The following is a 14,496-nucleotide window of genomic DNA, read 5'->3' as shown; positions in this document are numbered from 1 at the left end:
TCTTCTACTGATATATGTTAGACTTCTTAAATTTTGCCAAGTGCTTGTAATTCTCGCAAAGCAGCTGCATCACGAGCAGAAACGTCAGGATAATTTGGATCACTCCCAACATCTTGTGTATAACGCCATGATCGAGCACATTTATTACCCACTGCCTTATTCGAACAGACACCGACACCTTCAACATCACTCAAAATAAAAGCATCCGCAGGAGGTATATCTTGAACGATTGTTAGAGCGCTGGTAATACAAATCTCCGCCATATCTAAATTGTTCAAAGATTCTAATAAAACAGGATCAGAAATAAAAACAATAGGCGCCGCTTCTAAAGATGATCCAATCCGTCTATTTACTCGCTCAATCTCTAAAGCGCCCGTCACAACTTTACGAACCTGTCTGATTTTTCTCCAACGCTCTGCTAAAGGTTCATTTTTCCATTCTGTCAATATAGGACGAAACTGTTGTAAGTGCACCGAACAACTTTCTGGATAACGTTCTAACCACGCTTCTTCCATTGTAAAAGGTAACATTGGAGCAAGCCATGTTACCATTCGATCAAAAATTTCACGAATAACTTGTAAAGAAGCTTTACGTTTTTTTGATGAAGGCGGATCACAATAAAGAGTATCTTTACGAATATCAAAATAAAACGCAGATAACTCAACGATTGAAAAATCCAATAATGCACGCATAATTTTCTTAAAATCAAACTCATCATAAGACTGATTAATCAACTGATCAAGTTCATAAAGTCGGTGCAATATCAATTTTTCAAGATCCGGTAGTGTACAATAGGGTATTTCTTCTCCTTCATCATACACTAAAATACCAAGCATCCAACGAATTGCATTCCGCAATTTGCGATATAAATCCACATTTGTTTGAAGAATCTTTTTACCCAAACGCTGATCTTCCCAATAGTCAGTTGTCATCACCCAAAGACGAAAAATATCAGCACCAGATGTTTTAATGATATCTTGTGGCATAATCGTATTGCCCAAAGACTTAGACATTTTTCTGCCATTCTCATCCAAAGTAAAACCATGTGTAACAACAGTTTTGTAGGGTGAACAAGTTCGTGTCCCACAACTTTCTAAAAGAGAAGACTGAAACCATCCACGATGCTGATCAGATCCCTCAAAATAAACATCAGCAGGCCATTTCAAGTCAGCACGATCTTCTAGCACAAAACTATGACTTGCTCCAGAATCAAACCAAACATCCAAAATATCATAGACTTGTATCCAACTTTCACGGGCACGCTCACCTAAAAAACGCTCTCGAGCCCCTTCTGCAAACCATGCATCTGCCCCTTCTGCTTCAAAAGCTTGTAAAATACGCTTATTTACTTGCTCATCTTTAAGAATAAGTCCATCTTCATTAACAAAAATACAAATTGGAACACCCCAAGCACGCTGACGAGAAAGCACCCAATCTGGACGATCTGTAATCATAGAAGCCAAACGATTTTGGGCGGAAGGTGGAACAAAACGTGTCGTCATAACAGCTTCCAAAGCTCGGCTGCGTAATGTTGAACCACCGCCAAGATCTTTATCCATTGCAATAAACCATTGAGGCGTATTCCGAAAAATAATTGGCTTTTTTGAACGCCAACTATGAGGATAGGCATGTTTTAAACGACCACGTGCAAATAATAATTCTGCTTTCATTAAAGCATTAATAACTTCTTTATTAGCATTCCCCATTTTTCCATTATCATCAATAACACGAATAGCTCCTTCCTTACGATCTGGTCCAAAACCAGGAGCATCCTTCGTATAAAAACCTGCATCATCAACGGGAAAAGGTATAGTAGTGTCAATACCAGCTTGCTCCAATACAGACTTATAAGCATTCCAAATTTCAAAATCCTCACGCCCATGGCTAGGTGCTGTATGGACAAAACCTGTACCAACACTCTCTGTCACATGGGAGCCATCAAGCATCGCAATCTTATGGTTATATCCCCCAGCTAAGCCTTTAAGCGGATGAGAAAGAATAAGAGTTTTAAGTTCATCAGCACACACAGAACGCAAACGTCTTAAAATAAGTTTCGCTTTTGCTGCACAATTCTCAACTAAAGCATCAGCAAAAAGAAGCTTTTCCCCAGCTTGAGGTCCAAAATCATTTTCTGCGCTCTCAACAAGATAAACACCATAAGAAATTTGTGAAGAATAACTAACCGCACGATTACCAGGAATTGTCCATGGCGTCGTTGTCCAAATTACAACATAGGTATCATATAAATCGTGAGAATGCGTTTCCAAAATAGGAAATTTAACCCAGATAACATCAGATTCATGATCATAATATTCAATTTCTGCTTCGGCCAAAGCTGTACGCTCAACAACAGACCACATCACAGGTTTTGAACCACAATAAAGTTGATCAGACATAGCAAATTTTATCAATTCGCTAGCAATGCGTGCTTCTGAATGAAAAGCCATTGTCGTATAAGGATTTTTAAAATTTCCTATAATACCAAGTCTCTTAAATTCTTCACTTTGAACTGTTATCCAAGACTGCGCAAAATCGCGACATTCCTGACGAAACTCACTAAGAAAAACATCATCTTTACTTTTCCCTTGCGCGCGATACTTTTCCTCAATTTTCCACTCAATTGGAAGTCCGTGACAATCCCAACCAGGAACATAATTCGCATTAAAACCCCGCATTTGAAACGAACGGACAATAACATCCTTTAAAACTTTATTTAAAGCATGCCCAATATGAATATTGCCATTTGCATAAGGTGGACCATCATGAAGAATGTAAAATGGACGATCTTTCGCTTGTTGCCTCAATTGAGTATAAAGATCTATCTCTTCCCACCGCCTTATTAATTCAAGCTCTTTTTGTGGTAACCCTGCACGCATAGGAAAATCAGTTTTGGGCAAATAAAGAGTTTTTGAGTAATCTATTACTTCATTTTTCACAGACATTGTGAAATATTCCTGTCCACTTTTACTATTTTAGCTTTGTATCATTTCCCTGAACCCTGAAACTATAGTTCCCCAGTCTATAAAAGGCCGGACCAATAATTCGTATTCAGCAGTGATTAAGAATATATAATATCATAAATTCTGAGTTTTATCACGAAACTATTAAAAAAGAAAACAAAAAATAACTCTCAAAAAAAAGACTCTGCATGAGCAGAATCTTTTTGCAATAAAAATGTAAATCTCTCAATAAATTAGAATTTATAAGCGACACCAACACGGAAGTCATTAGTTTTATAACTAAGCTCAACTTCTCCTTTTGCAAATTTCTTTTTTCCAAAGTCTGAATAACGGTATTCAGTGCGCATAATAAAACTCTTAGCCAGTGCTATATCAAAACCACCACCAAAGGTGTAACCAACCATTTTCTTTTCTTCATCTGCCTCAGCGTTTCTTCTAGATACCAATACCGATAAAGTGTCTTGAAGCTCTGCATAAGAAACACCCGCAGCAATATAAGGCATAATACGATCAGCAGCAAAACCAATACGTACTCGTGTAGCACCAGTCCATTTTTCTTTTAAACAGTGATTAAAAACGATACTCGTGTGTGCGTTATTTGTTGCTTGAGCCATATAATGATACATTACACGCTTATTTCTAAAACCTCCGATAGGATTCAGTACCACTGTCGCTTCCATTTGAGGTTGTTGTGTAGAGTCAACACTTTCTCCACCTGACCGATACGTTGGAAGACTATTATCATCAATAACAAAAGTTCTAGTATCTTCTTTTCCGGACCACATTATATCCGTATCAACACCTACAACAAGGTTATTACCAAGATCAACGTTAGATCCTGCATAAATACCACCTCTTATACCCAAGGGTTTAGGCAAAAATTTTGGATCAACTAGTGCCCATTTATTATTACGTCCGGAACTCTGTGAGCCACCACCAGAACTTACTAGAGGAGCCTCAAAATCCAAAGAGCTCGCAGCAACCGTACTTGAAAAACTACTAATCTGACCACCAATATAAAATCCGGTCCACGAAGGTTGAGAAGAAGCTGATGATAATGGTTCTTGAAATGACATACTTCCTGATGCTTGCACTACGGGAACACAAGTTGAAGTAATAGCCAACATAATAAAAAAAGATTTAATATTCACAGATCTATCTCCATGTAAATTTCGAAGTGTATTTTATATAACACTTTAATTTTAAAAATCTGTAGTAAAAATAACACAATAAAAAAATCTCTACTGTAAAGCAGAGATTTTACTTATAGTTCAATTTTCTAATAAATTAGAATTTATAAGCTACGCCAACACGAAAGTCATTGGTTTTATAACTAAGGTCCACATTATCCTTCGCAAATTTCTTTTTACCAAAGTCTGAATAACGATACTCCGCACGCATAATAACATTATCAGTCATTGCAACATCAACACCACCACCAACACTATAGCCAACTAGAATCTTTGTTTCATCTAAGACTTTTGTCTCAGAACCAGAAGGTGAAGCGCTCCTTGCTTGTGCTAATGCTCGAGCTAATCCCTTCGCTGTAAAAACATTTTGAAGCTGCACATAAGAAACGCCACCAGAAACATAGGGCACCACACGATCTACCGCAAAACCAACACGCATCCGCGTAGCACCAGCCCACTTTTCTTGTAAGCTATGACTAATGCTTATACTGCTCACATCAGTACTACTACGTTCTAGTATGTTCATATCCTGTACATCAAATACTTTTGTATTTTTTTTTCCAGACCACACCACATCTGCATCAATACCTAAAATAAGGCCTTTGTTCAAACTAACATTTGAACCTGCGTAAATCCCCCCTATAAAACCTGAAAGTTTGGGTGATTTTATTTTAGAAAATTCTTGACCTTCGCTATCCTCTTCCACACTATCTTGAGTAGGACTTCGGGTAGCTTCACCTGAAAAACCACCAATCTGAGCACCCACATAAAAACCCGTCCAAGAAAAATTGTTAGAAGAGGAAATCACTGGTACGGGCTGATAGCTTTGTGACTGATGCGGTCTCATAATATCAGCAGCTTGCACCATAGAAACCGGAATAAAAGTCCAACTACATGCAACCAGTAAATGTTTTATATTCATATAATATCTCCTATATTATCCAGACTGGTTTTTATAAAACATTTTATTTTAAATATCTGTAACTCAAATGATACTCTCGTAGAAAAAATAAAAGCCCTATCAAAGATAGGGCCTCTCTATAGCTTAAATTTTGCCTATAAATTAGAATTTGTAAGCTACACCAACGCGGAAATCATTGGCTTTATAATTAACTTCAAATTTGTCATTATGCAATTTCTTTTTACCAAAATCTGAGTAACGATACTCTGCACGGAGAAGTACGTTGTCAGTCATTGCAAAATCAACACCAGCAGCAAGAGTATAGCCAATCATTGTCTTTGATTCATCAACTGTATTACTCTTACCAGAAGTTTCTTCGTCTTTTCCATCAGCTTTTTGCACAGGAATTTTCTGTATACCAGTTAACGTTGTAAAGGTGTCTTGGAGCTGTGTATAAGCAACACCTCCAGCAACATAAGGCATAATACGATCAGCAGCAAAACCAATACGAACGCGTGTAGCACCAGCCCACTTCGCTTTTAAAGTATGATCGTATTTTGTAAATTTAACGTCTGATTCTTTCTCTGGTTCTTTCTCTGGTTCTTTCCCTGGTTCTTTCCCTGGTTCTTTCTCTGGTTTAGGATTTCCGTTATCCTTTGCACCTGTAGGTACGTTGTTGTTTTTGTCTTTACCCAATTCAGATGTCATTGTGTCATTTCTTGTGTCTTTCCGCCCAGAAAAAACAACATCCGTATCAACACCTAAAATCAGACCGTTCCCTAAATCAACATTAGAACCTGCATAGAAACCACCTATGAAACCTGAAGGCTTGGGCGACAATTTTTTATCAAGCGGAAACCACTTTTTAGAATCACCATCAGCAAGACTACTAAAGGAAGTCTTACTAGAAAAACCACCTATCTGACCACCTAAATAAAAACCTGTCCAAGAAAAAGCCGGAGCAACAACAATTGTTTCTCCTATTTCTTGAGGAACCTTAATATCCGCTGCTTGTGCTGCAGAAGCTGTCATCAAAGCAACAACAGACGCTGTTATTAAACATTTCATATTATTCATAAATTTGCTCCATAGCTAATGTTCATATACACATAGTTACACACTTCTTTCAAAAGATCTGTAGTAAAAATGATACAGACACAAAAAAACCATAATTATATGATATAATGTTTATTTTTATTTTATAAATAACAAAAATGCCTATAAAATATTGTAGTCATATTGATCATTACGAAATTACTAATATCGTGAATATAATGAAATCATATTTTAAGTTGCATTTAATTATCAAACATATTCTCTACTCACTCGCTTTTCTCACCAACTAGAAATAAAATTAAGCCTTTCCAACGAGTTATAACGAAATATACTCCTTAATAAAAGCACATGTAAAAACTGCACATTTATCAACTAAAAACTCAATGGACTTAATTTAGATAAAACAGGCCTTTTGTTTTTATGATTAGATGTCTCTGGCTTTTTCTTTTTTTTAGATTTTGACTTTTTTGAACCACTCGATGCAAAAGCCACATGTACTGGTTCTGTCATTTTTTCCCACTTGCTGTAAACAACACGACCAAAAGAATCTTTTAAAGGTAAAGGGTCCTTATTCCATTCACTAACAGGAAAAGTGGTAGAAATAAGCGGTATCTCCTCTTTAAGATCAGATCCTTGAACCGTAGCAGCTGTTATCATAGTAAAACTCAAAACTGTAATAAAATACTTCATATTCATCACTTATCTCCATATTTATAAAATACAAAATGTGTCTTATAAACTATTTCATCACACATATCTATAAAAAATGATGTAAACACAGAAAAAACAAAAGCCTTGTCTTTAACAAGACCTCACTATAATCTACTCTCATAACACATTAAAATTTATGAGATCTTCCAATGCAAAAATCATGAATAAAGAAAATTTTGAATTTTAAATAAAATCTGAATAATAATATTCCGTACGCTAAATGTTATCGCTTGACTCTTTAAAATTAACGATAACCTTAGAAAGCCAGAAGGTATATTTATTGTATCTATCTTATAATCATAATCAGTTTAGTAAGGTTTTGATAAATTCAATTTAATTTGAAAAATATCTTACCAAATTCATTTTTCTGAGCAGTACATTTACTTACTAATCATATTCCTAAAAAGAATCCTAACAACAATACGAAATCTCATCTTCATAAAAGATTCATTTGTAATCTACTATTTCATTATATTTTATAAAAATATAATGTATTTACTTTTTGTAAAATTGGTAATTGATATTCCTCAAAATGATACAGGAAAAAGAGAGATTTGCAATGTACAAATATTCTGTACTAACGAAATCAACTATTCCTTTTCAATTTTAGAAATAAATTTTAAAGTTCAAACATGCGCAAAAATATCAACTTCTGACCATCCCAAAAGATCAAGCTTTGCTCTTACAGGCAAAAATTGAAAACACGCTTTTGCAATATCTTCGCGTTCTTCACGTTTTAAACGTTCTTCAAATATACTCTTTAAACGATGTAAATACAAAACATCAGATGCAGCATATTCAATTTGTGCACGAGATAAAGCATCTGCTGCCCAATCTGATGATTGTTGCTGTTTGGAAATATTAACATTCAATAATTCACTACAAATTTCCTTCAAGCCATGACGATCAGTATAAGTACGCGTCAGTTTTGAGGCAAGTTTCGTGCAAAAAACAGCATCGGGCATCACACCAAATGTATGCGCTAAAATAGCAAGATCAAAACGCCCAAAATGAAATATTTTCGTAATTGTTTTATCTTCAAGCAACGTAACTAAATTAGGAGCACTATTTTGTCCTTTAGCAATCTGTATAATATCAGCAGTACCATCTCCAGGAGAAAGTTGAACCACACATAAACGATCACGGTGTGGTTGCAATCCTAAAGTTTCAGTATCAATTGCAATAGAATCAACACAATAATTATCCAAATTTGGTAAATCACCTTGATGAACACGAATCTCTGCCATTTATTCTCCTATTTGCTAGGGCTGCAAGAATGCGTACCCAAGACCGTTGCCCCTTATGAAATGATTTTAAATTATATTTCTCATTAGGTGAATGAATCCGATCATCAGCTAATGCAAACCCAACTAAAATAGTTTCCATATTAAAAATTGATTGAAAATCCCCGACAATCGGAATAGATCCTCCCATAGCAGTTAACAAAGCAGGTGTCTCCCATTCCTGAAATAAAGCATCTTGCGCCGCTTGAATAAAAGGTGAATCATAAGGAAGTTGAACTGCCGGAGAAGCACCGTGTTCTTTAAATGCAACTGTACAATCTGCAGGAATAAGAGAGCGCACATAATTACGAAAAGCTTGGCGTATCTTTTCTGGATTCTGCTTATGCACTAAACGAAAAGAAACTTTTGCAGACGCTTGAGAAGGAATCACCGTCTTAAATCCTTCACCCTCATATCCCCCACTAATGCCATTAATTTCTGCTGTAGGACGAGCCCATACTTGTTCTAAAAGACTTCGTCCCTTTTCTCCAGTAGAGATAGAAAGACCAACAGGACTAAGAAATGTCTCAGCATTACAACCAAGTTTATTCCATGATTGTAAAATCTGTAAAGGCGTCTCTTCTACACCATCATAAAATCTAGGAAGTTGTACTCTACCATTTTCATCATGAAGCCCAGCCAAAATTTTAGCTAAAATGCGAATAGGATTAGCTGCTGCGCCTCCAAAATAACCTGAGTGCAAATCGCAATTAGCAGCCGTAACGATAATCTCTTCCCCTAAAATTCCTCGAAGACCAACAGAAATAGATGGTGTATTCGTATCCCACATTGAGGTATCACAAACTAATGCACAATCAGCCTTCAGTTCATCAGCATTTTCCTTTAAAAAAGGAATAAGTGAAGGTGAACCACTTTCTTCTTCACCTTCCAACAAAATAGTAACCTTTACAGGAAGCTGTTTTGTCTTTTCTTTAAAAGCACGACATGCCTCAATAAAAGTCATGAGCTGGCCTTTATCATCTGAAGCACCACGAGCACAGATGATCTTGTTTCCATTTTGTTCTTTTAAAGAAGGCTCAAACGGATTATTTTCCCATAAATCCAATGGATCAACTGGTTGTACATCATAATGCCCATAAAATAACACATGCAAACAATCATCAAAAGGTCCTGGATGATGACCAACAACCATTGGATGACCAGGTGTATCGCGACGTGAAGCTGTAAAACCTATACTTTTCAAATCTTCCACCAACCAATCAGCTGTTTTACGGCATTCATCTTTATATGCTGGATCTGTAGAAATAGATTGAAAACGTAAAAGAGAAAAAAGATGTTCAAGGTTTTTTTCTAGATTCTTATCAAGATACTCTAACACTTTATTAATCATAAAAAAAAACCTTTCAATCTTCGCAAAATTATAAATATGACTTTAAGCTTGTTATAAAATTTTGCAAGATACATTCTTCATTTTTGACATTGTGGACAATAAAAGCTTGAACGACCTGACTGTACAATACGCACAATAGGTACCCTACAATTCAAACATTCTTTTCCTTCACGTCCATAAACCGAAAAATGGTGTTGAAAATATCCAAGTGAACTATCTACATGCATATAATCACGTAAAGAAGTCCCCCCAGAAGCAATTGCTTCAGTAATCACATTACATATATTTTGTGCAAGAAAATTTGTAGATTTCAGTGTATGTACATCTTCTAACGCCAATGTAAATGCATTCCGCTGTGGTGATAAATGACTACGCCAAAGTGCTTCACAAACATAAATATTCCCAAGGCCAGCAACAATAGATTGATCAAGCAAAGCTGTTTTCAGAGATGTTTTTTTATTAGCAAAAGCTTTTTTTAAATAAGCACCAGAAAGAGTATTGTTCATAGGCTCAACCCCTAGCCTTCTTAAAAATGGATGTTCATAAAGCTTTGTTGTATCTGTTAAAAGCATAAAACCAAAACGGCGAACATCATTATAAGTGAGACGATAAATTTTATCATCTTTTGCCTGAATATTTATAATGCAATGATCATGCTCAACTAATTTGCTTATAGAAGAATGCTCCTTGCTTAAAAATTCACCCTCTATACGCCACGATCCTGACATACCTAAATGACTCAAAATCGTTTCATTGTTTGAAAGAGAAAATAATAAATATTTCGCGCGACGACTAAGTTGTATAATCGTTCTGCCTACTAATCGCTCAGAAAATGCTTCTGGAAAAGGAAAACGCAAATTTTTACGATTAAGTTGAACAGATATAATTTTTGCACCAGTTAAAAACGGATCAAGCCCACGGCGAACCGTTTCCACTTCAGGAAGTTCAGGCATTATCTCCCCAATGATTACACATGTGCAAATTAAGCCCACTCACCCTGACGAAATACAGGAATTTTTGTACCATCCTGCATAACACCGTCTATGTTGATTTCATTTGATCCAATCATCCAATCAATATGAATAATACTCTTATTCCCACCACGCATCGCAATCTCTTCCGGCGTCAATGCTGCCCCATTTAAAAAACACTTAGAATAACATTGCCCTAAAGCAATATGACACGCAGCATTTTCATCAAACAATGTATTATAAAAAAGTAAACCGCTTTTAGAAATAGGTGAAGAATGCGGGACAAGAGCGACTTCACCTAATCGACTAGCACCCTCATCACTTTGTAAAACCTTTTGCAAAACTTCTTGCCCCTTTGAAGCTGATGCATTGACAATACGGCCTGCTTCAAAACGCACTTCAATATTATCAATAAGCGTTCCTTGATAGGAAAGTGGCTTTGTTGAACGAACAAAACCATCAACTCTATAAGCATGAGGAGTTGTAAATACTTCTTCAGTGGGAATATTAGGATTACAGATAACACCATTTTGAGCAATCGAGGCACCCCCATGCCATTCATGCTCATCAGCTAAACCAACTGTTAAATCGGTTCCTGGACTGGTAAAATGCAAAGCAGCAAAACGTTGATCATTAAGCCAAGATGAACGTTGCTTTAAATTGGCATTGTGCGCATGCCAAGCATCTACAGCATTATCCTGTGTCACACGTGAAGCAGAAAAAATAGCTCCTGCTAATTTCTGAATTGCTTGCTCAAGAGGTAAATCAGGAAACATTGCCGTAGCCCATCCCGCTGTTGGATAAGCGATAATCGACCAATTAATCGCAAAATTCGATATTTTGTTCAGAGCAGGCTGATAAGCTATCGAAGTTGCCTTATTCAAACGTGAAACCTTATTCAAATCTTGGTTGGAAAGTAACAATGGATTATCACCAACAATTGCCAAACGTGCAGCTCCGTTTTCAAATGCTTTTGCCATTCCTTCATAAAGCCAAGAAGGTGCACGATCAAAACTAGCGGAATGCGCATTTTCAAACCGAATAAGTGATAATGCCTCATCACCAAAAAGTGGTGTAATAACACCAGCACCAGCCTTATAAGCATGAAGGGCTATCTGTCGAACCAAAGGTAAAGCCGTAACTGGAGCTGTCAAAACAAGATCCTGTCCTTCTTGTAAATTGAGCCCTACTTTTATTGTAACTTCTGCAAGGCGGTCAAGCATTTCAGGAGAAATCATTTCATCACGATCAAAACGCATAACCCTTATCCTTATTCAACTGCGAAAAAAACTACCGACTTCTATATCGTTCTTCTAACATTGCAACAACTGCATTTAACTGATGTTGTGAAGGCATATCATACGCCACAATTGTTGCGTTTTCTCTTAGCTCATCTCCATAACGAGGTGCAGATGTAGGAATAGGAATTTTATCAAGCTGTGCAACAACAAAAGGTGTAAAACTCTTTTTATCTGCTTGTGCAATCTCTATTGAAACAGGTACTTCCTGTATTTCTTCTGTTTTTACTTCTCCACTGTCTACACTTGAGTTTATAAAGTTGGACATATTATCAGAACGTTCTTGAGAAAAAGCAAACGCAACATCATAAGGACGGTCATTAACCGGAACTTGAAGTGATCCATTACGGGAACGTTTTTCATAAAAAGCGTTACCTCCCGCAACACGAACATAATGCATATTCTTATAAGGAAAAGATAAACCAGCAGTGTGGAAAAACATGGCATTTTTACTTTTCTTATCTCGCTCACCACGTAAAACGGCATCAGCAGCCTCTTTAACACGAGCAACAGATGCCTTCTCAAGCATAGGGCGGGTTAAAACACCGGGAGCAAATTGCTTGCGCTGACCAACAACACCACAAATAGTCTTTGGATAAGCACTTGAATTCACACGGTTCATAACAACCGTTCCAACAGCAATCATTCCTTCACGACTTGAACGATTTGATTCAAAATACATCGCACGCATAAGACATTGGCGTTCTGTTAATGGATAATCGACTGATTTAGCTTGTTTATAGTCGTTCGTTTTTTGAAGCTTCACATGATTTGATGAGCACCCTACAATAACGGATGATATAACGCAAAGGACAATAATAAACCACTGATTTTTTTTCATTTTATACAATATATTCCTATGTCTTCAAATATCTAAAATTCAAATGAATTTTTAAATACAAATCAAAAAAATATACAATTAATTGCTAATTGCTCACATATATAATCTAATAATTTAATCGTCAAAAAATGCTTCTACACAAAAAACAATAAAAAAATCTTAATTCAAAACATCTCTCATTGTCTAAATGATTCAATGAATATTGCGTTAATCTTAAGTTTTTAAAATAATCCTCAAACACTAATATCTCTATAACTGACTATAGTATTTGATAACCAATAAACACCACACCTGAGCACCATTTAAAAAACTTTTTACATAAAAAATTTTACCAAACTCAAATGCAATTCAGAACAGATTAAGAAATCTTATAGAGCGCGCCAATTAATAATAAAACCTAATCTGTTTTCTTCTCATTCACTCCAACTTTATATGTCATATCATCACGGGGACGACCAAACGTCATATGATTACCTGTAATAATATAATGAAGTGTTTCAGCAATATTGGTTACATGATCACCAATCCGTTCAATATTTTTTGCGCAAAAAAGTAGGTGTGTACAAACTGTAATATTACGCATATCTTCCATCATATAAGTCAAAAGTTCACGAAAAAGAGACGTATACAAAGCATCAATTTTATCATCACTTTCACGTACTGCATCAATGCGATCTAATAAACGACTCTTATAAGCGTCAAGGACTTCCTTTAGCTGATTGCGCGCTAAAACTGTAATCGTTTCAAGCCCACGGTAAAAAGCTGCAGGTTGACGGATTTCCGAAATAGCAACTGTCCGCTTTGCAATGTTTTTTGCCATATCTCCAATTCGCTCAAGATCAGAAGCAATCCGGATAGCTCCAACAATTTCACGTAAATCAACAGCCATTGGTTGGCGTTTACAAATAATGGTAATGGCTTTTTCATCAAGATCACGTTCTGCTTCATCTAAAAATAAATCATCGGCAATAACTGAAGCTGCTAACTCAGAATCATCACACACAATTGATGCCACAGAACGTTCAATCATTCTTTCAGCATGGCGACCCATTTCTGAAATCTTGGATTCCAAATATTCTAATTCTATATCATAAGAATGAACAATATGACTCATGATAGTCCCTTATACCCTTCAATTCACTTACCCAAAACGTCCAGTAATATAATCCTGCGTCTGTTGCTCTTTTGGTGACGTAAACATCATTTCTGTTGCGCCAACTTCTACCAAGTGCCCTACATGAAACATAGCCGTATATTGAGAAACACGTGCCGCCTGCTGCATAGAGTGTGTCACAATCACAATTGTATAACTTTGTCTCAACGCATCGATCAGCTCTTCAATACGTGCCGTTGCAATTGGATCAAGAGCTGAACAGGGCTCATCCATCAATATAACTTCAGGACTTACAGCAATAGCACGTGCAATACATAAACGTTGTTGTTGTCCGCCTGATAAACTTGTTCCTGGCATATGAAGGCGATCTTTCACTTCTTCGAATAATCCCGCTTGTATCAAGCTTTTTTCAACAATCTCCTGCAATTCAACACGAGATTTCGCTAAACCGTGAATACGCGGTCCATAAGCAACATTCTCAAAAATAGATTTTGGAAAAGGATTAGGTTTTTGAAAAACCATTCCAACACGCGCACGTAATTCTACAACATCAATACGTGAGTTATAAATATCCTCCTCATCTAAAGTAATCAAACCTGTTACTTTGGCGCCCTCGATTGTATCATTCATACGGTTAAAACATCGTAAAAAAGTCGATTTTCCACAACCTGAAGGCCCAATTAATGCAGTGACTTGATGTTCGATAATATCAAGAGTAATGCCGTGAATAACTTCTTTCTTTCCGTAAAAAACACGAACATCTTGACCACGCATTTTGATCTTCATACCCGATTCAACCTTAGTGTTATGCATCAACTCT

12 protein-coding genes are annotated in these 14,496 nt (G+C 36.4%); all 12 read right to left on the bottom strand.

Annotated elements, in window-relative coordinates:
• Positions 1 to 26: 26 nt before the first annotated feature.
• The 12 genes from ileS to pstB all read right to left on the bottom strand — a co-directional run bounded on the left by ileS (position 27) and on the right by pstB (position 14,462).
• Positions 27 to 2,942, bottom strand: a complete 2,916-nt coding sequence (gene ileS, locus B11cv2_RS00335; RefSeq protein ID WP_100692833.1) for an isoleucine--tRNA ligase — start codon at positions 2,940 to 2,942, stop codon at positions 27 to 29.
• A gap of 251 nt (positions 2,943 to 3,193) precedes the next feature.
• Positions 3,194 to 4,111: an outer membrane beta-barrel protein gene (locus B11cv2_RS00330; protein ID WP_245406975.1), complete on the bottom strand. Its 918-nt coding sequence runs from the start codon at positions 4,109 to 4,111 to the stop codon at positions 3,194 to 3,196.
• A 136-nt stretch (positions 4,112 to 4,247) separates the two neighbouring features.
• Positions 4,248 to 5,072, bottom strand: coding sequence for an outer membrane protein (locus B11cv2_RS00325; RefSeq protein WP_100692832.1), 825 nt, complete (start codon positions 5,070 to 5,072; stop codon positions 4,248 to 4,250).
• A 141-nt stretch (positions 5,073 to 5,213) separates the two neighbouring features.
• Positions 5,214 to 6,128, bottom strand: a complete 915-nt coding sequence (locus B11cv2_RS00320; protein ID WP_100692831.1) for an outer membrane protein — start codon at positions 6,126 to 6,128, stop codon at positions 5,214 to 5,216.
• Between the two features lie 351 nt (positions 6,129 to 6,479).
• Positions 6,480 to 6,803 (bottom strand): hypothetical protein, encoded by a 324-nt coding sequence (locus tag B11cv2_RS00315; RefSeq protein WP_100692830.1) that lies wholly within the window; start codon positions 6,801 to 6,803, stop codon positions 6,480 to 6,482.
• Positions 6,804 to 7,444: 641 nt separating this feature from the next.
• Positions 7,445 to 8,065, bottom strand: a complete 621-nt coding sequence (locus tag B11cv2_RS00310) for a ribonuclease D (protein ID WP_100692829.1) — start codon at positions 8,063 to 8,065, stop codon at positions 7,445 to 7,447.
• The gene (locus tag B11cv2_RS00305) at positions 8,037 to 9,452 is read right to left on the bottom strand and encodes a dipeptidase (protein ID WP_100692828.1); all 1,416 of its coding nucleotides are present in this window, start codon (positions 9,450 to 9,452) and stop codon (positions 8,037 to 8,039) included. The genes B11cv2_RS00310 and B11cv2_RS00305 overlap by 29 nt, the downstream gene beginning before the upstream one ends.
• Before the next feature lie 77 nt (positions 9,453 to 9,529).
• The gene (gene mutM, locus B11cv2_RS00300) at positions 9,530 to 10,405 is read right to left on the bottom strand and encodes a bifunctional DNA-formamidopyrimidine glycosylase/DNA-(apurinic or apyrimidinic site) lyase (protein ID WP_100692827.1); all 876 of its coding nucleotides are present in this window, start codon (positions 10,403 to 10,405) and stop codon (positions 9,530 to 9,532) included.
• 29 nt (positions 10,406 to 10,434) lie between these two features.
• Positions 10,435 to 11,682: an aminopeptidase gene (locus tag B11cv2_RS00295; protein WP_100692826.1), complete on the bottom strand. Its 1,248-nt coding sequence runs from the start codon at positions 11,680 to 11,682 to the stop codon at positions 10,435 to 10,437.
• Positions 11,683 to 11,713: 31 nt separating this feature from the next.
• Positions 11,714 to 12,562 (bottom strand): cell wall hydrolase, encoded by an 849-nt coding sequence (locus B11cv2_RS00290; protein ID WP_100692825.1) that lies wholly within the window; start codon positions 12,560 to 12,562, stop codon positions 11,714 to 11,716.
• A 397-nt stretch (positions 12,563 to 12,959) separates the two neighbouring features.
• Positions 12,960 to 13,676, bottom strand: coding sequence for a phosphate signaling complex protein PhoU (gene phoU, locus B11cv2_RS00285; protein ID WP_035005639.1), 717 nt, complete (start codon positions 13,674 to 13,676; stop codon positions 12,960 to 12,962).
• 27 nt (positions 13,677 to 13,703) lie between these two features.
• Complete coding sequence (pstB, locus tag B11cv2_RS00280) at positions 13,704 to 14,462, bottom strand: phosphate ABC transporter ATP-binding protein PstB (protein WP_245406974.1); 759 nt, start codon at positions 14,460 to 14,462, stop codon at positions 13,704 to 13,706.
• Positions 14,463 to 14,496 lie beyond the last annotated feature (34 nt).

Source organism: Bartonella sp. 1-1C (assembly GCF_002810325.1).
GTDB lineage: Bacteria > Pseudomonadota > Alphaproteobacteria > Rhizobiales > Rhizobiaceae > Bartonella > Bartonella rochalimae.
This window is presented reverse-complemented; position numbering and strand designations above follow the sequence as displayed.

Excerpts from the sequence above, each read along its gene's own strand:
- ileS (WP_100692833.1), bottom strand. The coding sequence starts at position 2,942 with ATGTCTGTGAAAAATGAAGTAATAGATTACTCAAAAACTCTTTATTTG.
- B11cv2_RS00325 (WP_100692832.1), bottom strand. The coding sequence starts at position 5,072 with ATGAATATAAAACATTTACTGGTTGCATGTAGTTGGACTTTTATTCCG.
- B11cv2_RS00320 (WP_100692831.1), bottom strand. The coding sequence starts at position 6,128 with ATGAATAATATGAAATGTTTAATAACAGCGTCTGTTGTTGCTTTGATG.
- B11cv2_RS00315 (WP_100692830.1), bottom strand. The coding sequence starts at position 6,803 with ATGAATATGAAGTATTTTATTACAGTTTTGAGTTTTACTATGATAACA.
- B11cv2_RS00310 (WP_100692829.1), bottom strand. The coding sequence starts at position 8,065 with ATGGCAGAGATTCGTGTTCATCAAGGTGATTTACCAAATTTGGATAAT.
- B11cv2_RS00305 (WP_100692828.1), bottom strand. The coding sequence starts at position 9,452 with ATGATTAATAAAGTGTTAGAGTATCTTGATAAGAATCTAGAAAAAAAC.
- mutM (WP_100692827.1), bottom strand. The coding sequence starts at position 10,405 with ATGCCTGAACTTCCTGAAGTGGAAACGGTTCGCCGTGGGCTTGATCCG.
- B11cv2_RS00295 (WP_100692826.1), bottom strand. The coding sequence starts at position 11,682 with ATGCGTTTTGATCGTGATGAAATGATTTCTCCTGAAATGCTTGACCGC.
- B11cv2_RS00290 (WP_100692825.1), bottom strand. The coding sequence starts at position 12,562 with ATGAAAAAAAATCAGTGGTTTATTATTGTCCTTTGCGTTATATCATCC.
- phoU (WP_035005639.1), bottom strand. The coding sequence starts at position 13,676 with ATGAGTCATATTGTTCATTCTTATGATATAGAATTAGAATATTTGGAA.
- pstB (WP_245406974.1), bottom strand. The coding sequence starts at position 14,462 with ATGAAGATCAAAATGCGTGGTCAAGATGTTCGTGTTTTTTACGGAAAG.